Origin of the sequence: Fictibacillus sp. UD (assembly GCF_043558025.1) — a bacterium.
Lineage (GTDB): Bacteria > Bacillota > Bacilli > Bacillales > Fictibacillaceae > Fictibacillus.
Genome location: NZ_JARUHH010000001.1, coordinates 261,433 through 284,042, shown reverse-complemented (window position 1 = coordinate 284,042; position 22,610 = coordinate 261,433). Strand labels below are relative to the sequence as shown.

Here is a 22,610-nt window from a genome sequence, read left to right as displayed (position 1 = left end):
CGATGTGTCGCTGCCATAGCCTTCCTTGTCCTGCGGGACGAGCGGGCAGGTGAGACACTTAAGAGTGGGACGTCCGAATGTGGCTCACCGCCTGCCCCGCGGAAAGCGAGCTCCTGGAACGGAAATCAACCACTTTCAAGAGCTACCTGTTAAAAAACAACAAAAAAAACATCAGCGCAAAGCTGATGCTTTATTTCATCCCTAATAACGTTTTAATCTTTCCAAAGAAACCTTTTTCTTCTTCTAAAGAAAGTAGTGGAACAGACTCACCTAAAATTCTTCTCGCAATATTTCTATATGCAATAGAAGCTTTCGAGTCAGGCTGCATCGCAACGGGTTCACCTTTGTTCGCTGCTTTTATCACATTTTCATCGTCAATAACGACTCCTAATAGCTCAATAGAGAGAACAGAAACAATCTCATCTACATCTAACATATCTCCACTTTTAGCAAGATGATTACGAAGGCGATTCACGATTAGTTTCGGAGCTTCAACCTCTTCTTGTTCTAGAAGTCCAATGATTCGATCAGCATCACGTACAGATGAGATCTCAGGATTTGTTACAACTATGGACTTATCTGCCCCTGCTACAGCATTTTTGAAGCCTTGTTCAATACCAGCAGGACAGTCGATAATCACATAGTCATAGTCTTGTTTTAACTCCTGAACGATTTTCTTAACTTGTTCAGGGGTTATGGAAGATTTATCTTTTGTTTGAGCTGCAGGGAGCAGGTACAAACACTCAAAGCGCTTATCTTTTATTAAAGCTTGGTTCAGCTTGCAGCGTTCTTCTGCAACATCCACAAGATCATAGATGATTCGGTTCTCGAGTCCCATTAATACATCAAGGTTACGTAAACCGATATCTGTATCTACAAGGCATACTTTTTTTCCAGAAAGAGCTAGAGCAGTCCCTATATTGGCAGAAGTCGTTGTTTTACCGACCCCACCTTTCCCAGACGTAATGACTATCGCTTCTCCCATGCTTCATTCCCCTTTCTATACCAAACTGTTCAACATCGGTCTTAATCGGTGAACAGCACTGATTCGATCAATACGAATCTGTTGTTCTTCATTGGATATGTAAGCAAACTCCATCTCGTTTCCTAGTTCCGGATAAGAGTCTGGTGCTCTATTAATATGTTGAGCAATCCTTAGCTGAGAAGGTTTCATTACGGATGCTGCAATGATCGCTTCTTCGTTGCCCTTTGTTCCGCAGTGAGCAATTCCCTTGAGCGAACCGAGAATATAAATATTCCCCGTCGCCATAACAGTACCGCCAGGATTAACATCGCCAATCAAGAGCAGATCTCCTTGAATATCAAGGACCTGTCCTGACCTGACGATCTTTGAAACCGTTACAACTTGGGCATCTTTCCTCATTTCTTCAGCTTCTGCCTTTGTTATAACTTCTGACTCAATATGCTCTAGAATCAGATTTTCTTTTTGTTTAAGCGATTCTCGTAATTTTTCCTCTTGCTCAGCTGTTACATAACGCTTACCCGCTTTTACTTTTACAGAAATAACAGGTCCGTTTAACAACTGGCCGCTTCCCGCGGTTAATTTATCATTAAGCTCCTCGATTAACTTCTCGAAAGAACACTTATCATCCAACAATAAAATGAGGCCGTCTTTTGTACCTTTTATTGTTACGTTGTGCTGGAGTTTTTGTACCATTGCCATTGTTCACCTCAACGTACTAACATTCGACAGCTAGGTCTAAATTCCTCTTTGCAGAAGTTAGTTTTCTTTTAGGGTATCCTTTATTTGGTTCAGCTGCTTTACAAACGGATAATAAATGAGTATCGCAAATAAACCGTTTAAGATGAGGGTAGGCAACAATCTTTTATAAAGAAACACATCAATCATTTGATTGCTGATTCCTATCAGACTGTTCAAACCGTATACAAAAAACTCTAGGATAGATACTCCTACAATGGAAAGAAGCAGTGTCACAATTAAATTACCAAATAAGTATCTAGAAAAAACAGACGTAATATAGGCAGTAGCAGCCATTGAGAACAGGTAAACACCAATGATGTCTGTATAAAGAAGGTCCGTCAATAGACCAAAAGCCAGTCCATACAGAAGTCCATATGTAGTATTCAAATAGATAGCAACAAATAAAATCATAACCATTGAAAAACGGGGAATTAATTGCCAATCCATACTGTTTTCATGAGGCAAGAAAGCTTGAACTAAAGAGCTTTCACTAATAAAAGCTAAAAAGATAAGAAAAGGAAGAAGGATTTTTTTCATCATTCTTCCTCCTTTTCTTTTAAACTTTCATCCACTGCAGGCATTTCTCGTTCAAGCACCATTACATGATCAATATCATATAAATCTGCAGAAGGCTTCAAATAAGCAGTCTGTGTCAAACCTACTTCATCCGGCTCGATATCAACAACTTCTCCAATCAGAAGATTAGGCGGGAAAACATCTCCCAAACCAGAAGTAATAACTTTCTGGCCCTTTTTAATCTTTGCGTCTACTGGAATCTTTTTAAACAACAAAGCTTGCTTTTTGGCATCATAACCTTCAATCGTTCCAAAGATGTTCTTCTCACCTTGAACAATGGCAGAGAAACGATTTGTACGGTCATTATCACTAATTAACTGAACCGTTGATTGAAACAAGGATACATTCGTTACTTTCCCGATAAATCCTTGTGGTGAAATGACAGCCATCTTCGGTTTAAGCCCGTCCTTTTCACCTTTATTGATATAGATGAATTGATTCCATTGATCCGGGGAACGGCCGATCACAGTTGCTTCTCTCACTTTAAAATCGGTGAGATCTTCTTCCTTTTCCAATTGTGCTTTTAGTGTTTGATTCGTTTTTTTAACTTCCTCATACTGAACATATAGTTTTGCGTACTCATCTAACCTAGCTTTTAACATTTGATTCTCTTTGTAAAGCTGTTTCATTTCAGCTAAATTCTCAAAGAAACCCGCTATTGTATTAGCGGGTTTATAGAAAATCGTTTGTGTTAGTCCTGCAGAATCTTTTAAAAACTGCTCAGGTAAGGTTAGGCTTTCCCTTTTTTTCATCGAAAAACCAATCAAAGCTACTAGAATAATAATACTGACTAGCAGAATGATAAGGCGTTTATTCGAAAAAAAATGTGGCATGAAAATACACCTACTTACTTGGATTTAGATCTAGAAGTTATACCAGCTTTGGATTTAAAAAGGTGCAGGTTTTCAAGCGCGCGGCCAGTTCCAACTGCTACACAATCCAATGCATTTTCCGCCACGATAACAGGCATTTTTGTCTCTTCGCTGATTACTTTATCCAAGTTTCTTAATAAAGCACCACCACCTGTAAGTACAATACCGCGATCCATAATATCAGCAGCAAGTTCTGGCGGTGTTTTTTCAAGAGTAACTTTAACTGCATCCATAATGCTGTTTACAGTATCACGCAACGCACTGGAAACTTCTTCCGCCGTAATCGTAATTGTTTTTGGAAGACCTGTCAACAAATCTCTACCACGGATGTCCATGTCTTCGATACCTTCAGGCGTTCCAGCTGATCCAATATCAAGTTTGAGCGTTTCAGCCGTTCTTTCACCAATCATTAAATTATAAGTCTTTTTAATGTAAGCGATGATTGCATCGTCCATTTCATCCCCAGCAATACGGATTGATTGGCTAGTAACGATACCACCTAAGGAAATGATAGCTACTTCCGTAGTTCCTCCACCGATATCAACAACCATACTTCCCGTTGGTTCCCAAACTGGAAGATCTGCACCGATTGCAGCTGCGAATGGCTCTTCGATTGTATACGCTTCACGCGCTCCTGCTTGCTTAGTTGCATCTTCTACAGCACGTTTTTCAACCGCTGTAATTCCTGAAGGCACACATACCATTACGTATGGCTTACGTGCAAAAACAGAACGGTTCTTTTGGGCTTGCTGAATAAAATACTTCATCATAGTTGCCGTTGTTTCAAAATCAGCAATAACTCCATCTTTCATAGGTCTTACAGCAACGATATTACCTGGAGTACGTCCAATCATATTTTTAGCAGCATTACCTACTGCTTCAATTGAACCTGTGTCAGTACGCAAAGCAACAACGGAAGGTTCACGCACAACAACACCCTTGCCCTTCACGTAAACAAGTGTGTTTGCAGTTCCTAAATCAATTCCTAAATCTCTTGAAAATCCACCAAACATTTATGTAGACTCCTTTCATCAAGCAAAACTCATAAGTTTGATTATACGCTAAAAAAGAAACAAAAGACAATGTTAAACATATCCTTTTTCTTTTAAACTTACGTATTTTTGATCACCTATTATGATGTGATCCAACACTTCAATTCCTAGCATTTTTCCGCACTCTACTAACCTTTTTGTAACCTCGATGTCTTCCCTGCTAGGCGCAGGATCACCGCTTGGATGATTATGAAAACAGATGATCGAAGCACTTGAACGTTTGAATCCTTCTTTAAATACTTCTCTTGGATGAACAATAGAAGTATTTAAGCTTCCTATGAATATGGTCTGCTTATGCAGCACTTGGTTCTTTGTGTTTAAGTACAAACAAACAAAATGTTCTTGCTGCAAAAAACGCAATTCATCCATTAAATACCTTGCTCCATCTTCTGGAGAACGAATCGTATACTTTTCTTCAAACTGAAGACGGCTGATGCGTTTACCAATTTCAATTGCAGCCATTAGTTCGACTGCTTTTGCTGATCCGATACCATTGATCTCTTTCAATTCACCTATTGTTGCTTCTTTAAGATGCCTCAATCCTTCAAATTGCTGAATGATATGGTGCGCAAGTTGGATAGCTGACATTTGTTTCGTACCCGTTCTTAAAAGAATAGCTAACAATTCATAGTTGGATAGGGCTTCAGGTCCATCATTCAACAGCCTTTCTCGCGGCCTCTCCTGTACTGGGTAATCTTTAATCATAAGCGGTCTAGTCACCACTTACGTTTCCCCCTTATTATTCAGTCTGCGTGACTGACTCGGTGAATAAAAATCCGAAATCTTTTAGTGAACGAACCACTTTTGATATGGGTAAACCTACAACATTAAAGTAATCACCTTGAATTTTTTCTACTAATAATGATCCATGGCCCTGAATCCCATAACTTCCGGCCTTATCAAATGGTTCACCTGTGTTTATATACCAAGAGATTGTTTTTTCATCTAACGTGTAAAAAGTTACCTCTGTTTTAACGGAGAAAACCACTTTCTTTTCTTGGTCTAATAAACAAACACCAGTGTAAACTTCGTGGGTTTGTCCAGAAAGCATTCTTAACATATCAGCCGCTTCGTCAGCATTTTTTGGCTTACCTAGGCGATTGTTATGAAAAGAAACGATCGTATCTGCACCAAGAACCACACAATCAGGTTTATACGTAAAAACATCTTCAGCTTTTTGTTCAGCTAGTGATTCAACCAATTGACTTGGAGTAAGGGAAAGGTCCATTTTTTCTTCAAGTGTACTTGGATACGTTTCAAATGGAAGAAGCGTTAATGACAGAAGTTCATGTCTTCGAGGTGAAGCAGAGGCTAATATGAGGCGTTTCATGTAATCACCTTTCATCTAATTCATTGATGTTATTTTTTATTTTTTGTACAGTTTTACAATAACAAACTTGTAAAAATTAGACAAACCACGCCAAAAAACATACTTCTATTACTTTTTCGATAATATTCAGCATTTTATGTGGGCAAATGACAATATTTATAACCAGTTTACAGCGAAATGCTTGAAAGCGAAATATTGATCAATCTTATCAATTCTAGACTAAATATAAAAATAAAAAGAATGGCTCATCAGTATTTACTGATTTGAGACATCCTTCAAGTTAAGGCATCATGAAACGCTCACTTTGGTTATTTATGTTGTTTCAAATGCAAGGTTGTAAAGCAAGATTGCTAGACTCAAAGTCCTGTGCTACAAAATTTTGTAAAAGCCTATTTCAATGTTGAAAGGAGATTAGTATACGCTTGGAAGCTATCCATCACTTTTTGCTGGAACGCCCAATTTATTTCTCCCTTCTTAGAATCCTTTAGTGCTAAAAAAGCACCTTCCAGCTGTTTTTCAAAGTCAGATGACGCCTTTGCGGTATTTTCTTTCCATTTACCTTTTTGATTATTTCCATACTCTTTCCATTTATTGAAATCGTTTATCGTACGATCAAGACCAGAACCTTTTGCTTCAGGCATTTGAGAAAGAGTAAGTACATTTTGAAGTAGGACTTGCCCATTCTTAAAATAGATTTCATCAAGATTATTTGGCGTTTTTAAGTTTTCGAATGTAAAAGAAAGAGTTTTAGAAAGCGGCTTATCCATTTTCTTTTGATAAGCTTCATTATATTTATCTAATTGATGTTTTTCATTTCCCATGCCAACAATCACGGAGTATTTCTCTTCATCAGCTTTTAAAATGATTGCGGAGAATCCATTTTCTTCAATAGATTTCACTACTCCTTCTGCACGTTCTTTAGATGAAAAGACACCTGCTTGAAGAGCTGAGAACTCTAGTTTGATAGGGGTTAACGCTACAGATTTTTCATTGTTAGCTGGTTGTTCTGTTTTTACAACTGGTGTTTCCACCTGTTTATCACCAGCTTCTGTAATATCTGAAGAAAACACCATCAATACGAATACCCCTAAGATCGTGCCAGTCACTACCGCACCCATTACGGCAGCAAGAATTTGCTTTGAAAGTGTTTTATTTTTTTGAGGCATTGGAAAGCTTGTCTTCTTATGTGAAAATACATGCCAGTTCCTTTTTTTAAAGAAGTGATCTGTTTTCTTTACAGGTGCTGCAAGAATCGTATAACCATCTCTGTTTACAGTCTCTATCGCAGCAGCAACCTCACTTTGAGCATGCTCTTGATTTTCTGCTGTTTTATCTTTATTAAAATTCTTTTCTTTCCCATTTATTAAAATTGAAATCTCTTGTTTCATCACGAATCCGCTCCTCTCTATCATCTACTAAAACATATGCAAAATTCATTTTAATAGAACTTGAAAATGAGAGGAAGAACGCAAATATCAAGACGAGTATAGAAGACAAAATTTGAAAGCAACAATCTTTTAGAAAAGAGCGAAATAAAAAAACTTTAGGAACTAACCCTAAAGTTTTCTCTAACCTACATAAGCTGCTACTTTATTTCGCCCTTGCTGTTTTGCTCCTGTATACATTGCGCGATCTGCGTTTCTAACTAGAGTAAGCGCATCTTCTCCTTGATGTGGTGCTGTTGCAACCCCAATACTTGCTGTTATGTAAATGTTATGTCTGCATTGATCTGTGAGATCGTTATGTATTTCAAATCCGTTATTCGAAATGATTGAACGAAGCTGTTCAGCTAGAACTAAACATTCTCTCTCACCAGATTCAGGCAAGACTATTATAAATTCCTCACCGCCATAGCGAGCAACTGTACCCCGTTCACCAATAAATTTCTCCAGTCTTCTAGCTAATAGGATCAGCACTTCATTTCCACTTTGGTGTCCATATGTATCATTCACTTTTTTGAAATGATCGATATCCAAAAGGATAACTGAAAATTGCTTTCTGAAATACTCATAATTCTGATACATATTCGTCAAAAGATCTTCAAAATAACGATAATTATACAAACCCGTTAATGGACATTGTTCACTTTTTAATTTTGTAGACTCATAGTTTCTAGCATTATCGATAGCAACAGCCAAATAGTTGGCTAAGATCTCAAGAATAATTAAATGGTGATTATGAAACGCATGCTTATCTTTTGATGCAAAGGTAATGATTCCAACAATTCTTTGATTTCGTATCATTGGGACAGATAGTACGGATTGGGCTTTCCCTTGAAAGAACAGCTCTGAAATCTGTCGCCAAGCTTTCAGTTTGCTGTAGCGAATACTCTTTCCAGTCGCCCATACTCTCCCGCTGATTGCTTCATGTTTTTTTATAGGAACTGCTGTTAATAAACCCTCTTCACTTTCATATTGGCGTATGATTTTAAGGTGTTCTCCTGCATCAGCATCATAGATAAATGCAAAATCCACATTCATAAAACCAATTAATTTTTCAATAAAAACATCCAAGATATGATTCACTTTCAAATGTTCAGAAAGCTGCTGGCCGATCTCACTTGCTTTTTGAAGAGCATCGTTAATCTGCTGGCTAGAATGATACAGATTAATAATGATAGAGAGCGATAGAAAAGGAAGTCCTACGTAAAAGATGCCAGGCCGTCCTAATTGAGAATAAAGAACAAATAACATAAGACCGACTGGAATCGCTAATACTTCTGAGACAAAATCCCACACTGCATCACGTTCAAAGAAAGCGACTTCTTCTTCGTATAGAAATTTTACAATAAAATATATGGCTATATGATTTAAGACTAGGCCTGTGCCAACATAGGCTATAACAGGGATTAAATTGATCGTTTCGTTTACTTCAAACGCCCCCGTTTCCCCTCCAAAAAGATGGAATACGGTGCTTTCACAGATGATAATCCACGAAAACATAAGCGTATTTGCCATATATCTATAATATTCTTTAACGATATTTATTTTTAGAGACAAGAACATCGCGATCAGTGATAAAAGCGTCATGTATAAAGCAGGTGCTAGCCCAAAATATAAAAATACAGCCAAATTAATACCAGACATAAAAGAGATGTTTGAATTTAAAACTTTAATAGGAAAACAAGAAACAACAATCGCTAATAAGGAAATAATGCCCAAATCAATAAAGTTAATATCAAGATGGTTATTAGTCATCTGAGTAGCTGTCCAAATGGCCAGCGGGAATAAACATACCCATGCAATTACAAGAGACATCCGTTTTTTTCTATTTACCATTCGCGTTGTCATTAACTTGTCCTCCTCTCTATATAATTGTCTGTCTATCAATCTTCCCTAGTGAAAACACATCTTTTTTACTAGGACAAATTCATTATCTTTTATTTTATCAAAAGTTCAAAAAATTACAATAAATGTTATTCCAAATTTTGAAATGTTTTTCTTACTTCTGAAATAAAGTAAAGCGAACCCGTAATAATGAGGACATCTTCTTCGTTTAATTGTCCTCTAACATGATTTAAAGCTTCTTCCCATAAAGAAATAGCAATCGACCTTTTAAAAGGACTTTCTGCTAGTAGTTCCTCGGCAGAAGCAGCTCTTGGAAAATCAAACGTGGTGAAGCACGCTTCGTAAATGACACTTTCCAGGTCTTTCATCATTTCTCCATATGCTTTATCCTGCAATGCTGCAAAAAGCAAAAAAATCCTTTTTGACTTATAGTGGTTGAGCAATGTTTTTTTAAGTGCATGAACGCCTTGCTGATTGTGCGCGCCGTCAATTATTATATCGGGTGATTGTGATACTTTTTCAAATCTCCCAGCCCAATTTGCTTTATTTAACCCTTTTTTTATTTCGGAAGCAGAGATGTTAAATTCACCCGACTTCACTAAGTGCATAATGGCAGCTGCTGCCAGACCTGCATTCTTTATTTGATGTGTTCCTTTCATGGAGATAAGGTATTCATGCTCCTTCTTTTCAAAATCCTTAAAAATAAACCGCTCACCTTGATCCATGCTCTCAAGATGAAGCACAGAAAAGTCACGATCTAAAAAATACGAATCTGACTTCGTTTTCTTTGCTTTTTGTTTTATTACCGTGATGGCACTATCTTGTTCTACTGTAGTAATAACTGGGGTATTCGGTTTTATAATTCCAGCCTTTTGAAACGCAATGTCCTCAATTGTGTCGCCGAGTATTCCCATGTGGTCAAAGCCGATGTTGGTTATAAGACTCAAGATGGGTGCAATTACATTTGTAGAATCGTAAAGACCGCCAAGCCCTGTTTCATACAAAACTACATCTGGCTTTTTGTCAGCAAAATACAGAAGGGAAATAACCGTGATCACTTCAAACTCGGTAGGACTTCCAAGTGATGTTGAAGACACCTCTTCAACTAGAGGCTTTAAAATCCTCGAATAATGAAGAAGTTCTTCATCGGCTATCGGCACACCATTTATCGAAACTCTTTCATTGAAAGTTATCAAATATGGCGACGTAAAAGTACCTGCAGAGTACCCTGCTTCATTAAAAATGCTTCTTAAATACTCTACGGTTGATCCCTTTCCATTCGTTCCTGCAATATGTATGAGGGTTAATTGATTTTCAGGATTCCCTGTTCTGTCTAACAGCCATTCCACTCTTTTAAGTCCTGGTTTAATACCAAATTTTAATAAGCTATGAATCCACTTTAGCGCATCATTGTAAGAATTCACTTGATTCCCGCCTTTCTTAAAAGTAAAGAAGGCGAATCCCTGCTGTAATAAGGATCCGCCTCAAATTGTTAAATTTTAGCTTTGAAGTTCTTTGATACGTGCTAATACGTTATCATATTTTTCCTGATAATCTGCTTGTTTTGCACGTTCTTCATCGATAACCTTTTCAGGTGCTTTTTTCATGAAACCTTCATTGCTTAATTTTTTCTGTACACGTTCTACTTCTTTTGCATACTTTTCTGCTTCTTTTTCAAGTCGCTTGATCTCTTCATCAATGTTGAGCAGTCCTTCAAGAGGAAGATACATTTCTAAACCTGTTAATACGGTGCTCATGCTTTTTTCAGGTGCAGAAATCTCATCTGAGATTACAAGTTCACTCGGGTTACAGAAACGAACTAAATATTGACGGTTCTTTTCTAGCGCAGCAAGAATTTCTTTGTTCTTCGGCTTGATTTGAAGCTCAATAGGTTTACTTGGTGCAACGTTCATCTCTGATCGAATGTTACGAACAGAACGAATTACTTCTGTAATAAGAGCAAACTCTTTAGCTGCTTCAGGGAAATGAAGATCTTCTTTCTTTTCTGGCCATGCTGCAACCGTTATAGATTCCCCGTTGTGAGGCAGATGCTGCCAAATCTCTTCTGTAATAAATGGCATGAACGGATGAAGCAATCTCAGTGTATTGTCTAACACATACGCGAGTACCGAACGTGTTGTTTTCTTCGCTTCTTCATCTTCTCCGTATAAAGGAAGCTTTGCCATTTCAATGTACCAGTCACACAAGTCATCCCAGATAAAGTTATAAAGAAGACGTCCAACTTCTCCAAATTCGTAAGCATCGATCAGACGAGTAATATCTTCTGATGTTTCGTTCAATCGAGTAAGAATCCATTGATCAGCGAGTGATTTCTTTCCGCTTAAATCGATTTCATCATACTGCATGCCATCCATGTTCATCAAAGCAAAACGAGATGCGTTCCAGATTTTATTTGCAAAGTTCCAAGTAGATTCTACCTTTTCCCAATAAAAACGAAGATCGTTTCCTGGTGAGCTTCCTGTAGATAAGAAGAATCGTAATGCATCCGCACCATACTTCTCTATAACATCCATCGGATCTACACCGTTGCCAAGTGATTTACTCATCTTTCTGCCTTCAGAGTCACGAACAAGTCCATGGATTAATACGTCATTAAACGGCTTTTGATCCGTAAATTCAATGGATTGGAAGACCATTCTTGAAACCCAGAACGTAATAATATCGTAACCTGTTACAAGTACATTGCCAGGGAAGTAACGTTTAAAATCTGCAGCTTCTTCATCTGGCCAGCCCATCGTTGAGAAAGGCCATAAAGCAGATGAGAACCAAGTATCAAGTACATCCGTATCCTGCTCCCAATTTTCCGGCTCTTTTGGCTCTGTTTTGCCAACGTAGATTTCACCCGTTTCTTTATGGAACCAAGCTGGTATACGGTGTCCCCACCACAACTGACGTGAAATACACCAGTCACGAATATTTTCAACCCAGCGCATGTATGTGTTCTCAAAACGATCTGGAACAAAGTTTATTTTGTCTTCACTTTTTTGAAGTTTGATCGCTTCTTCTGCTAAAGGCTGCATTTTAACAAACCATTGAGTTGATAAGTAAGGCTCAACAACAGCTCCACTTCGCTCAGAGTGTCCAACCGAGTGCATATGTTCTTCAATTTTAAACAATACGCCTTGCTCCTGCAGATCCTTAACAATCTGCTTACGGCATTCAAAGCGGTCTAAGCCCTGATACTTTCCAGCGTTTTCGTTCATCTTTCCGCCTTCATCCATAACAAGGATACGCTCAAGGCTATGTCTATTACCAATCTCAAAGTCGTTTGGATCATGTGCAGGCGTAATCTTTACGGCACCCGAACCAAATTCCATATCAACATAATCGTCACCAACAATTTCAATCTCACGGCCAACGATCGGCAGAATAGCTTTTTTGCCGATCAGCTGCTGATAACGCTCATCTTTTGGATGTACGGCAATCGCTGTATCTCCGAGCATCGTTTCAGGACGAGTTGTCGCTACTTCAATGTGACCTGATCCATCAGCTAACGGGTATTTCATATGATAGAAGGCACCTTGAACATCTTGGTGAATAACTTCAATATCAGAGAGTGCTGTTTTTGTCTGCGGATCCCAGTTGATGATATACTCACCGCGGTAAATTAATCCTTTTTCATAAAGATTTACAAATACCTCTTTAACTGCTTCTGAAAGACCTTCATCAAGCGTAAATCGCTCGCGGGAATAGTCTAGACCCAGTCCTAGCTTCGCCCATTGCTGACGGATAAACTTAGCATACTCATCTTTCCATTCCCACGATTTTTCTAAAAACTTTTCACGTCCTAAATCATAACGGGAAATACCTTCTTCACGCAGTTTTCCTTCTACCTTTGCCTGTGTAGCGATTCCAGCATGGTCCATTCCTGGCAGCCATAAAACATCATAGCCTTGCATGCGTTTTGTGCGAGTTAAGATATCTTGAAGGGTTGTGTCCCATGCATGCCCAAGGTGCAGTTTTCCTGTAACGTTTGGAGGTGGGATAACAATCGTATAAGGCTGCTTCCCTTCCTCGCCTTTCGCCTCAAAAAACTTACCTTTCAGCCAAAAATCATAACGGTTTTCTTCCGTTGCCTTCGGATCATACTTTGTAGGCATCGTCAGTTCTTTCTGTTCGTTCGTCATTCTATTCTCCTCCTTTATTTCTAAAAAACAAAAAAGCCCTTTCGTCGAAAAGGACGAAAGGACTCCGCGGTACCACCTTAATTTACGGCAAGTCTAAATAAACTTGCTGTACACTTCATTTATAACGGATGTACCGTCTTCTCCTACTACACTTCAAAGAAGATGCTCAAGGGCGACTTCCAACGAACTTTCCTTAAGGATTCTTTCAGCAGATGAATCCTCTCTCTAAAAGGCGTTACATTTGTACTATTCCCTATCTACGCAACAATATAGATTCTGAGTATATTTTATACAACATATCTGTTTTTAGTCAATAGCATACCCGTATCTTGTAAAAGTTATTCTATGTAACATCCCCACTTTAGTGAATGCATGTCTTTCACATTAATCGTATTTTTGCATAAATTATTTAAAATGGGCGAATGGGGGGCTTTTCTTGGCTAGAAAGTATTTTCGAAAAGCACGTTTTCCTGCTGGCTGGTTTGTAACCCTTAAACAAACGATTGGACAATTGACTGCACCACTCATTATCTTTCAACTGTTAAGGACGATACTATTTCCATCTGCTGTAGATTTTATTATTCTTTTAACCTTAGTGATTCTCCATATATGTTTTGCTTACGATATGCTGTAAAAAGTAGAGAGAATTAATAAATCCACTGTTCAGGTTGTGTTTTTACGGTACGTGTTCTTTTGTTAAGGCTGTTTTTATAGACTTTGTTGTTATTGGAAGTGGTTGATTTCCGTTCCAGGTGCTCGCTTTCCGCGGGGCAGGCGGTGAGCCACATTGGGACGTTTTACTTTTAAGTGTCTCACCTGTCTAGTTGCAAGTGACTAGCCCCTCGAGGTCAAAAGCTAAATTGTCTACAAGGCAAAGTGCGCCTTGTTAGCCCATTCACCTTTTGCTTGTCGGGGCTGAACGAGCTACTTTCACTTTTCGGACTGCCCGCCTGTCCCGCAGGAGTCTCCCACCTTGCACTCCAATCAACTGTCACAGAAGAAATTAAATTGAAGTTTGAAAGCAACAATTCTTTAGAAAATAAACTGTATTAATTACAAGTTCGGGCAGTAGAAATGAGTTTACGCGTTTTGAACGCTTCCGCATATACCAATGATGTGACATATCAAGAATAACTAGCCACTCATCTCATTTTTTTATAAACAATTAAAAAAGAGATCACATATACGTGTTATATGTGATCTCCTTCGTCATTTATATTAATTTTCGTCGGAACAGTATTCGAATTATCTAAAGGTGCAGGAGGAGGTGCCAGCATAATCGCATCGCAAAAGTCCCGGATTTTTTTCATTGCTCTTATTCTGCTCTCCAGACGATGCACCATTTCAATTTGAGAATAATCGTTTCGTCTGCTGCAGTATAGGTCCACTGCATTAAAAACGGGTTCAGGATAAGATAAATAACTAATTAATAATCCTCTTTCCTCATTCAACAATGGTACATGTTTCTCGTAAAGATCTAATAAAAACTTTCCTTCTTCCACTGTCCATTCTCTTTGATGTGCAGATCTTCTGAAGTAAACCGCTAGGTCTCTTACTGGCGTATCAAGTACTGCTTTCTCAAAGTTTAGAAGATGACCTTCACCTGTCGGGTTAAAGATCAAGTGATTTCTTGAAACTTTTCCGTGACAAAGGACGCTCCGGTAGCGTTTTTCCCTTTGACATGTATCGTACCAGTCTTTCAATCTTCTTTTTGCTTCTTCGGTCATTCTCATGATTTGATGAAAATGACTTAAATAGGTTAATTCAAATGGTGACATATACGTTTTCTGTTCTGCTTCTTCTGTAAACCGTTCCATCTCATATTGCCGATTTTCCCATCTGTTCATGAGATACTGATAAGAATGTTCCACTACTTCATTTGAAAAGTCCTGTTCTTTAAGCGTTAAGGCATGAATTTTTCCTAAGTGATCGAGAAGCACCTCATCTTTTGCTTTTTCGTTTCTCTCATCTGAAGCAAACCAAGGCATCAGATAATACGTTCTTGAGCCTAGCTGTACTGTGTAATCACCAAACTTTGTTGGATACAGAGGTACAACCTGGTGAAAGCCTATTTCTGAAAGACGCTGGATTACATGAGTAAACCAGCTTCTTTCATCCTCAGTCATCTCTGCTTCTTTTAGTGCAAATGTACCCCTTTTCGTTATGACCTTCTTCACTTTCCCATGCTGCTCCAACTTTTCAGGAAATAGATCATAATGAAAAAGGACGGGCCCGTAATTTAAAGTTTCCTTTTCCGTTGTCATAGGGCCACCTTCCTTCTTTTTTCATCAAACCATTCTGTTACCGTCTTAACAAGAGTTCGATTTGCTTCCCAGCATTCTTCATACCTCTTGAGTCCCTCTACCATTCTTTCTAAAGAACTGTTATCTAATTGTTTTAAACAATCATAGATTTCCCAAGGTGTAACGATCTCAGCTAAAAGAAGTAATCCTTGCTCCTGGTCCAAAGAGAAGTGTTTGTTTACCTCTGTTAAAAGCCCTTTTAACGAAAGAGGTGAAGAATGTTCCAGCCACTCTAATAAGAACGTTCGAAGAGGCAGATATCCTCTAACCGGCCAAGCATCACCACCCTGGTAAAATAAGAAATGAAAGATTTTTTTACCGTTTTTAACACTCATCTCTCTTTCTAAAACAGGCAATGAACTTTTCTTCACCTTACTTCTGATCGCCTCAGAAAGCTTAAGACGTTCTTTTGCTTCAAGAATACTCGTTGTTATAAAGGAAAAGTTTGCTTCCATGTACTTTTGAGACAAACGTAAACAATGATTCATATCAAATACCGGAAGTTCTGTTTGAAGGGCTGGGTTCTCTTTAACATCATAATTTACTGCAGATTTTAATAACATACCGATGAACTGCGCCCATCGTTCTACCTCATCACAGCCGAATAAAGCATCTGCATGGTCATGTAAGGATATCCATTGTTCACCATATTGTATTGCAAATTCCCCGCTTTTAGTACGAATCATACGGTCTGGCACGGCGCCTGAGCCTTTTGAAGACTCATCGCGCCACTTAACATGCCATTTTAGCCTTTCGTGCTCCGTCCAATAACGGATGCGTTTCTCCCCCGAATCAGTCAGAATGATATGAGGTTTTTCTTTCCATCTTATCCCGTACAGTTCATATTCATTTTCCAAGGTGTTAATCAGCCCCATAACAGCACCTCATCTTAACGTGAACTTACAGGGATATATATAATCTGCCCCTCAGATACTTCACCTTGCTGAAGTCGATTCATGCGCATCAGTGTATTTAATGAGATATCATACCTCTCACAAATATGCTCTAAAGAATCTCCTCGCTGTAGAATGTACATTCTCATCTTAGAAAAACGATCTTCTTTAGCAGAGAGCATTTTTGTTAAATAAAGAGCGTTCTCATCTCTAGGTTCATCACGTTCAACCTGTTCAGCCACTGGCTGTGATTCAGGTTCTGTTTCTGCATAACTATTATCTTCATATTCATAAGATGCATCATGCTCTTCCGCACTTTGCTGATAGCTTGAATCTTCGTATTCTTGTTCAGCCTCATATGATTGTTCACCATACTCATATTCATTGGAATAAGAAGGACGTTCAGAATGATTTTGCTGATATTGATAATTGGCATAGTGATTAGCTTGCTGCTGGTACGCTTCTTGCTGCTGATACGGATTATAAGAATATGGTCGATTCGTATCTTGATAAGGCGACTGACTTTGATAGCTGTTTGGTTGATCTTGATACGTTTGTGCTTCATAATCTGGTGTTTGCTGAGCTTGATAGCTTTCATAAGCCTCTTCTTCTTCATGATCATATGCTTCTGAATAATCATTTTGATCTGAAGCTTCTACTTCACCGTACACTTCATGATCTTCTTCATAGTGAGCTTCGGGTTCATCTATGGCAGGTGGGTCAGAATGGCGAGTATCTTCACTCGAAAAAGCAATGGCCTTCAGCGAATCAAAGGTAGCCTCCATTGTGCGGTCATCTAATGCTTCAAAATGCGGTTTAAACTCAAAAGCTGCTTTCTTTTCATCACGAACTTCAGCATTATTCTCATTAAATCGAGCTAAAAACTCGTTTGGCTGAGGCTGTGACGGTACTCCACCGCTTTGACGCGCTTCAAATTGAAAAGGAGTAAAAATATCTTGCTTCTCTTCTTTTTGTGCCAATCTCTCTTCAGCGGCTACCGAACGTATCTCCTCTTTTGGAGAATCATACGCAGGGCTTTCTTGACGCTGCTTTTCATCTTTTATGCCGTAAATACAGATGGAAGCAGAAAGTTCAAAGCAAGTAGAATTGGGGAGCTCGTATTCGAATGATTCCACTTCCACTTTTACCTCATTTGCATCTTCTACACGATAGGACGGGATGGTAATGTCCACCGGAAAACGATGCACCAGGTCTGTTACTCCATCTTCTGCAACACTTAACTGTGTAAGTGAACGATAAGAGACACTCTCAGCCAGCGGGTTTAGTTCTGGATCACCCGCATTCTGATCTTGATTCTCTGCACGGTATCTGCCGTTTAAAATAAGGGCTCCCTTGATATAAACCTGTCCGGCTTCCTCTGTAATACGAATATCAGGATCAAGTGACATCGACAAGACTTCAGCTACTTCCTGTCCTTTCTTAAGCCAAACAGACTCCTCAATGGAGAAACGCAGCTTCGATTGACTCATGCCCTTCTCCTCCTTTCGGTTTGCATATAGTTATACAATATAGGTGTATGAGGGAAGAGGACGAAATATGAATCAAATAAAAATAGCGCCCGCTTTTATAAGCGAACGCTATTAGATCTCATTATTTTAATTGAGAAAAAGCTTTTCTGAACGCAGCTACCGTCTTGTTAATATCTTCCTCCGTATGAGCAGTAGATAAGAACAATCCTTCAAATTGTGATGGAGGCAAAGAAATTCCCTCCTGAAGCATCGTTTTGAAAACAGAATTAAAATGATCTAAATTCGATAATTTTGCTGTTTCATAATTAATGACATCTTTATTTGTAAAGAAGAACCCAATCATACTTCCCGCACGGTTGATTGTATGTTCCACTCCATAATGTTCTGCAGCTTCAGAGATCCCTGTTGCCAACAGATCACCCAGCTTTTGAAAGTATACATAGCTTTCTTTTGTAAGCTGTGAGAGTGTAGCAAACCCAGCAGCCATAGCAAGCGGATTTCCTGATAACGTTCCCGCTTGGTAGATCGGACCACTTGGCGCAATCTGTTCCATGATCTCGCGTTTCCCGCCATACGCACCTACAGGAAGTCCGCCTCCAATTACTTTTCCTAAACATGTTAGATCTGGAGTCACGCCAAAATAACCTTGTGCACATTCATAATCCACTCGGAACCCTGTCATCACTTCATCAAAGATTAATAGAGAGCCATGCTGCTCCGTCATTTTGCGAACGCCTTCAAGGAAACCTTTTTGCGGAGGAACAACACCCATGTTTCCTGCGACAGGTTCAACAATAACGCATGCAATATCTTCACCAAATTGATCAAAAGCAACTTGTAGACTTTCAAGATCATTATAAGGAACAGTTATTGTATTTTGTGCAATACCTTCAGGAACACCTGGAGAATCCGGCAGACCTAGTGTTGCTACACCAGAACCTGCTTTAATCAATAAAGAATCTCCATGCCCGTGATAACATCCTTCAAATTTAACAATCTTGCTTCTTCCAGTGTATCCACGTGCTAAACGCAGAGCACTCATCGTTGCTTCTGTCCCTGAATTCACCATACGAACAACTTCAATGGATGGTACGCGATCGATCACAAGCTTGGCCAATTTTGTTTCCATTTCATTAGGAGCACCAAAACTTGTTCCAAGTTCAGCTGTTTCTTTAAGCACTTTTACTACTTGATCATCGGCATGTCCTAAAATTAATGGTCCCCACGACAAAACATAATCGATATACTCATTTCCATCGATGTCATAAATTTTTGATCCTTTTCCTCGCTCCATAAAAACAGGGTCCATTTTTACTGATTTAAATGCTCGAACAGGACTGTTAACACCGCCTGGCATTACTTCCTTCGCTTCGTTAAAAGCCGCTATTGAACGTTCAAAGCTTCTCATACCAACACCCTTTCTATTATTTTTCATTCAGCCATCTTGCAGCATCTTTTGCAAAGTAGGTAATGATTAAATCTGCTCCTGCTCTTTTCATTGAAATTAATTTCTCAAGCACGATGCTTTTTTCATCTACCCATCCATTAATTGCAGCTGCTTTTATCATGGAATATTCTCCGCTTACGTTGTATGCAACCAATGGAAGAGGATATCTGTCTTTTAGTTCTCTTAATATATCCAGGTAAGAAAGGGCTGGTTTTACCATTAAAAAGTCAGCACCTTCAGCAATATCCGATTCAGCTTCACGCAGAGCTTCTAAGCGATTTGCCGGGTCCATCTGATATGTTTTTCTATCACCGAACTGAGGCGTGCTATGTGCAGCGTCACGAAACGGACCGTAAAAAGATGATGCATATTTAACAGCATAAGACATGATGGGCACGTCGTAGTATCCTGCTTCATCCAATCCTCGTCTGATTGCCGCAACAAAACCATCCATCATGTTTGAAGGTGCAATAACATCCGCTCCAGCTTTTGCTTGAGAAACAGCTGTTTTGGCAAGCAGTGATAGCGTTTCATCGTTTAGCACTTCACCGTTTTCAATCACACCGCAATGGCCATGGTCTGTAAACTGACATAAACAAGTATCGGCAATTACAGTTAAAGAAGGTGCAATCTCTTTAATTTGAGAAATCGCTCTTTGTACAATTCCATTATGGTCATAAGCTGAGCTTCCGCAGTCATCTTTTTCGTTTGGCACTCCAAACACAATAATTGACTGTATGCCTAAACTTTCGATTTCCTTAACTTCTTTCTCAAGTAAATCTAGTGATAAGTGGTATACACCTGGCATTGAAGGTACTTCTTTTTTTACATTCTCACCTTCAACAAAGAATAGTGGGTAAATAAAGTCGGATACTTGAAGATGCGTTTCACGTACTAATGAACGCATGGATGCAGATTTTCTTAAACGGCGATGACGCTGAAAATTCATATTATCTTCCTCCTTGAAAATAAGAGATGGCACAGTTCACCATATCTTCTGCTGTAAAATTACTAGGCATAAAAACATGCTTAAATCCGCACTTTTCAGCAGCTGTTTTTGTTGTAGGGCCTACACAAATTACAGGCGTTTTGTAGATCATGTTATTTTGACTGTCAGATAAACCTTTTATCATAAATGAAACAGCGGATGGACTCATAAAAAAGAAACAATCCGTTATATCAATTAACGACCAGTCTAAACCGTCTTCGGGCTCTGTTTTATAAACGACCATCTCTTCCACAACAGCTGTACTTTTGAGTTCTTCTTTAAGAAAAGAAGGAGCTAGGTTACCTTTAGGAAACAAAATTCTTTCATCTTTTAAAACATGTTTTTTTAACGTTTCAGCTAAGTCTGCCGCATCATAACGTTCTGGAACAAGTATAGATGTTATACCATAACGCCTTAACGTCTCGGCTGTTTTTTCACCTACAGCAGCAAACTTATAGTCTCCTAAAGAAATCCCTAACTCATTAATCAACCGAAAAAAGTAATCTACAGCATTCTTGCTCGTGAAAACGATCCATTGAAAAGTGTTTAACTGATTTAGGCGTGCCGCTGCCTGCTCGTTCTTCACAGCTTTTATAGATATTATAGGAAAAGAAAGAGGAGTCCCCCCATTCTCTTCAATAAGCTTAACCAATGAATCTGCCTGGTTCTTCGGCCTTGTAACAAGTATCTTTTTACCTGCTAATGGTCCACCTGACGTATTCATTAAGCATTTAGATCCTTTTTCACAGCATCAAGTATGGTCTTTGCTCCTAAAGTCTTTAACTCTTCAGCAAGCTCGACCCCTACACGGTGTGAGTCTTTTCCTGTTCTCATTTCTTTAAGTACTTTTTTGCCTTCTGGGTCTGCAACGAGTCCTGTTAACGTTATTTCATGATTATCTGCCATCGTTGCAAACGCAGCGATCGGCACCTGGCAGCCGCCTTCTAACGTGTTAAGGAAAGAGCGTTCTGCCTCAACCGTCTGATACGTATATGCGTCATTGAGGGTAGCAAGAAGTTCTTTTACTTCTGAATCATTACTTCTGCATTCAATCGCTAATGAACCTTGACCTACAGCAGGCAGACAAAGATCAATGTCCAAGAATTCAGTAACGACATCTTTAGACCAACCCATTCTTTCTAAGCCGGCCGCAGCTAGAATAATCGCATCAAATTCTCCTGATTTCAGCTTCTCAATCCGTGTGTCAATGTTGCCGCGAATCGATTTTATTGAAAGGTCAGGGCGTCTGTTCAGCAACTGCGCCGCTCTTCTTAAAGAGCTTGTTCCTACAACGGCACCTTCAGGCATGTCTCTTAATGAAGAATACTTTTCTGAAATAAGAGCATCCCTCGGATCAACACGCTTAGGTGTGCAGCCTATTTCAAGTCCCTCTGGCAATTCAGACGGCATATCTTTCATGCTGTGAACCGCTATGTCAATCTCTTTATCTAACATCGCTTGTTCGATTTCTTTCACAAAAAGGCCTTTTCCGCCTACTTTTGATAATGTGACATTTAAAATAACATCACCCTTCGTCACGATTTCTTTTACTTCAAATTCAAAGGGCATACCAGCTTTTTTTAATTGCTCAATCACCCAGTTTGTTTGTGTAAGAGCTAATTTACTTCTTCTTGAACCTACTATAATTTTTCTCATTATATGAATCTCCTATCTCTTTACTTATACCATAGATGGAATTCTGTAAACGTAGTCGCTAGAAAGTAGTTGATCAGTACTACCAAAAAAGCGGCAGCATTCCATAGAGCTAACGTTTTACCTTGAACGCCTCTTCCTACCTTTTGATATAAGTAAGTACTATAAACCAAAAGAACAATAAACGATGAGATGACTTTTGCATCAAGAAGTGTAAAGTCATTTATTTTCCAGAATGCCCATACGACACCCAATATTAAACTGAGCAGAAGGAGCGGCACCCCAATCGTATTCAATCGAAAAGATAACTTTTCTAAGTATGAAAGACTGCCAAACCGCTGAAGTCTTTTGCTCCATTTTTTTCGTTTTAACATCCCATGCTGCAGCAAGTACATGAACGAAATGATAAACGAAAGGGAGAATGCTCCGTATGAAATAAAAGCCATTGTGACATGAATGATTAACAGCTCTGATATAAGCTGCTTCTCCAGTACGGCACTAGCTTGTCCTGTAGGTGCGAACAAATGAATAGACACGAGCAGGAACCCTAGTACGTTTGTAAAGAACACTAGAAAATCGACCCGGAAAAATCTGCTCATGACCACTGAAAAGGTCACAAGGATCCAGGCATAAAAAAACAGGCCTTCAGAAGGTGTTAATATAGGGAACCGCTGATCTTTCAGCATCCTTAACACAAAAAAGACCGTTTGAAGTATCCAGACAATAGAAAGCAACCAGAAAGCAAATTGGTTCGCTTTCCGGTTGTTTTGAAGAAAATCTATAAAATAGCCTATGATGCTAAGTGCATATAGAACAATAGTCAGATCATATATCCAATTCATTTTGCT

Annotated in this window: 21 protein-coding genes and 1 other annotated feature; of the genes, 2 read left to right on the top strand and 19 right to left on the bottom strand. The window is 38.9% G+C overall.

Annotated features, from left to right (window positions below; translation table 11 throughout):
* Positions 1-49 precede the first annotated feature (49 nt).
* Positions 50-205, top strand: a complete 156-nt coding sequence (locus P8610_RS01405) for a hypothetical protein (protein WP_394602835.1) — start codon at positions 50-52, stop codon at positions 203-205.
* Here the strand turns inward: P8610_RS01405 and minD are convergent.
* The 11 genes from minD to P8610_RS01350 all read right to left on the bottom strand — a co-directional run bounded on the left by minD (position 191) and on the right by P8610_RS01350 (position 12,988).
* Positions 191-985, bottom strand: coding sequence for a septum site-determining protein MinD (minD, locus tag P8610_RS01400; RefSeq protein WP_289494967.1), 795 nt, complete (start codon positions 983-985; stop codon positions 191-193). The genes P8610_RS01405 and minD overlap by 15 nt on opposite strands.
* A gap of 15 nt (positions 986-1,000) precedes the next feature.
* A complete protein-coding gene (minC, locus tag P8610_RS01395) occupies positions 1,001-1,678 on the bottom strand; it encodes a septum site-determining protein MinC (RefSeq protein ID WP_289494966.1) in 678 nt (225 codons plus the stop codon).
* 63 nt (positions 1,679-1,741) lie between these two features.
* Positions 1,742-2,260, bottom strand: a complete 519-nt coding sequence (gene mreD, locus P8610_RS01390) for a rod shape-determining protein MreD (protein ID WP_394602834.1) — start codon at positions 2,258-2,260, stop codon at positions 1,742-1,744.
* Positions 2,260-3,132 (bottom strand): rod shape-determining protein MreC, encoded by an 873-nt coding sequence (gene mreC / locus P8610_RS01385; RefSeq protein ID WP_394602833.1) that lies wholly within the window; start codon positions 3,130-3,132, stop codon positions 2,260-2,262. The genes mreD and mreC overlap by 1 nt, the downstream gene beginning before the upstream one ends.
* Before the next feature lie 14 nt (positions 3,133-3,146).
* Positions 3,147-4,184 carry a rod shape-determining protein gene (locus P8610_RS01380; RefSeq protein ID WP_289494963.1) on the bottom strand — a complete coding sequence of 346 codons (1,038 nt, stop codon included), beginning with the start codon at positions 4,182-4,184 and terminating at the stop codon, positions 3,147-3,149.
* Between the two features lie 72 nt (positions 4,185-4,256).
* Positions 4,257-4,928 carry a RadC family protein gene (gene radC / locus P8610_RS01375; RefSeq protein ID WP_394603091.1) on the bottom strand — a complete coding sequence of 224 codons (672 nt, stop codon included), beginning with the start codon at positions 4,926-4,928 and terminating at the stop codon, positions 4,257-4,259.
* A 34-nt stretch (positions 4,929-4,962) separates the two neighbouring features.
* Positions 4,963-5,553, bottom strand: coding sequence for a Maf family protein (locus P8610_RS01370; protein ID WP_394602832.1), 591 nt, complete (start codon positions 5,551-5,553; stop codon positions 4,963-4,965).
* Positions 5,554-5,942: 389 nt separating this feature from the next.
* Positions 5,943-6,941 carry a hypothetical protein gene (locus P8610_RS01365; protein ID WP_394602831.1) on the bottom strand — a complete coding sequence of 333 codons (999 nt, stop codon included), beginning with the start codon at positions 6,939-6,941 and terminating at the stop codon, positions 5,943-5,945.
* A 180-nt stretch (positions 6,942-7,121) separates the two neighbouring features.
* Positions 7,122-8,843: a GGDEF domain-containing protein gene (locus P8610_RS01360; protein WP_394602830.1), complete on the bottom strand. Its 1,722-nt coding sequence runs from the start codon at positions 8,841-8,843 to the stop codon at positions 7,122-7,124.
* Positions 8,844-8,968: 125 nt separating this feature from the next.
* Positions 8,969-10,264 carry a bifunctional folylpolyglutamate synthase/dihydrofolate synthase gene (locus tag P8610_RS01355; RefSeq protein ID WP_394602829.1) on the bottom strand — a complete coding sequence of 432 codons (1,296 nt, stop codon included), beginning with the start codon at positions 10,262-10,264 and terminating at the stop codon, positions 8,969-8,971.
* 75 nt (positions 10,265-10,339) lie between these two features.
* Positions 10,340-12,988, bottom strand: coding sequence for a valine--tRNA ligase (locus tag P8610_RS01350; protein WP_394602828.1), 2,649 nt, complete (start codon positions 12,986-12,988; stop codon positions 10,340-10,342).
* Between the two features lie 46 nt (positions 12,989-13,034).
* Positions 13,035-13,257 (bottom strand) — a binding site (T-box leader).
* 167 nt (positions 13,258-13,424) lie between these two features.
* Here P8610_RS01350 and P8610_RS01345 point away from each other — a divergent pair.
* The gene (locus P8610_RS01345; protein ID WP_289494957.1) at positions 13,425-13,622 is read left to right on the top strand and encodes a hypothetical protein; all 198 of its coding nucleotides are present in this window, start codon (positions 13,425-13,427) and stop codon (positions 13,620-13,622) included.
* A gap of 556 nt (positions 13,623-14,178) precedes the next feature.
* Here the strand turns inward: P8610_RS01345 and ysxE are convergent.
* The 8 genes from ysxE to P8610_RS01305 all read right to left on the bottom strand — a co-directional run bounded on the left by ysxE (position 14,179) and on the right by P8610_RS01305 (position 22,604).
* Entirely contained in the window at positions 14,179-15,252 is a 1,074-nt protein-coding gene (ysxE, locus tag P8610_RS01340; RefSeq protein WP_394602827.1) for a spore coat protein YsxE, read from the bottom strand.
* Entirely contained in the window at positions 15,249-16,166 is a 918-nt protein-coding gene (locus P8610_RS01335; RefSeq protein ID WP_394602826.1) for a hypothetical protein, read from the bottom strand. The genes ysxE and P8610_RS01335 overlap by 4 nt, the downstream gene beginning before the upstream one ends.
* A gap of 14 nt (positions 16,167-16,180) precedes the next feature.
* Positions 16,181-17,674, bottom strand: coding sequence for a LysM peptidoglycan-binding domain-containing protein (locus tag P8610_RS01330; protein ID WP_394602825.1), 1,494 nt, complete (start codon positions 17,672-17,674; stop codon positions 16,181-16,183).
* Between the two features lie 121 nt (positions 17,675-17,795).
* Positions 17,796-19,082, bottom strand: coding sequence for a glutamate-1-semialdehyde 2,1-aminomutase (hemL, locus tag P8610_RS01325; protein ID WP_289497595.1), 1,287 nt, complete (start codon positions 19,080-19,082; stop codon positions 17,796-17,798).
* Between the two features lie 16 nt (positions 19,083-19,098).
* Positions 19,099-20,070: a porphobilinogen synthase gene (gene hemB / locus P8610_RS01320; protein ID WP_394602824.1), complete on the bottom strand. Its 972-nt coding sequence runs from the start codon at positions 20,068-20,070 to the stop codon at positions 19,099-19,101.
* Between the two features lies 1 nt (position 20,071).
* Positions 20,072-20,833: a uroporphyrinogen-III synthase gene (locus P8610_RS01315; protein WP_394602823.1), complete on the bottom strand. Its 762-nt coding sequence runs from the start codon at positions 20,831-20,833 to the stop codon at positions 20,072-20,074.
* Positions 20,833-21,765 carry a hydroxymethylbilane synthase gene (hemC, locus tag P8610_RS01310; protein WP_394602822.1) on the bottom strand — a complete coding sequence of 311 codons (933 nt, stop codon included), beginning with the start codon at positions 21,763-21,765 and terminating at the stop codon, positions 20,833-20,835. Before hemC ends, P8610_RS01315 begins: the two co-directional genes overlap by 1 nt.
* 20 nt (positions 21,766-21,785) lie before the next feature.
* Complete coding sequence (locus tag P8610_RS01305) at positions 21,786-22,604, bottom strand: cytochrome C assembly family protein (RefSeq protein WP_289494949.1); 819 nt, start codon at positions 22,602-22,604, stop codon at positions 21,786-21,788.
* Positions 22,605-22,610: the final 6 nt, after the last annotated feature.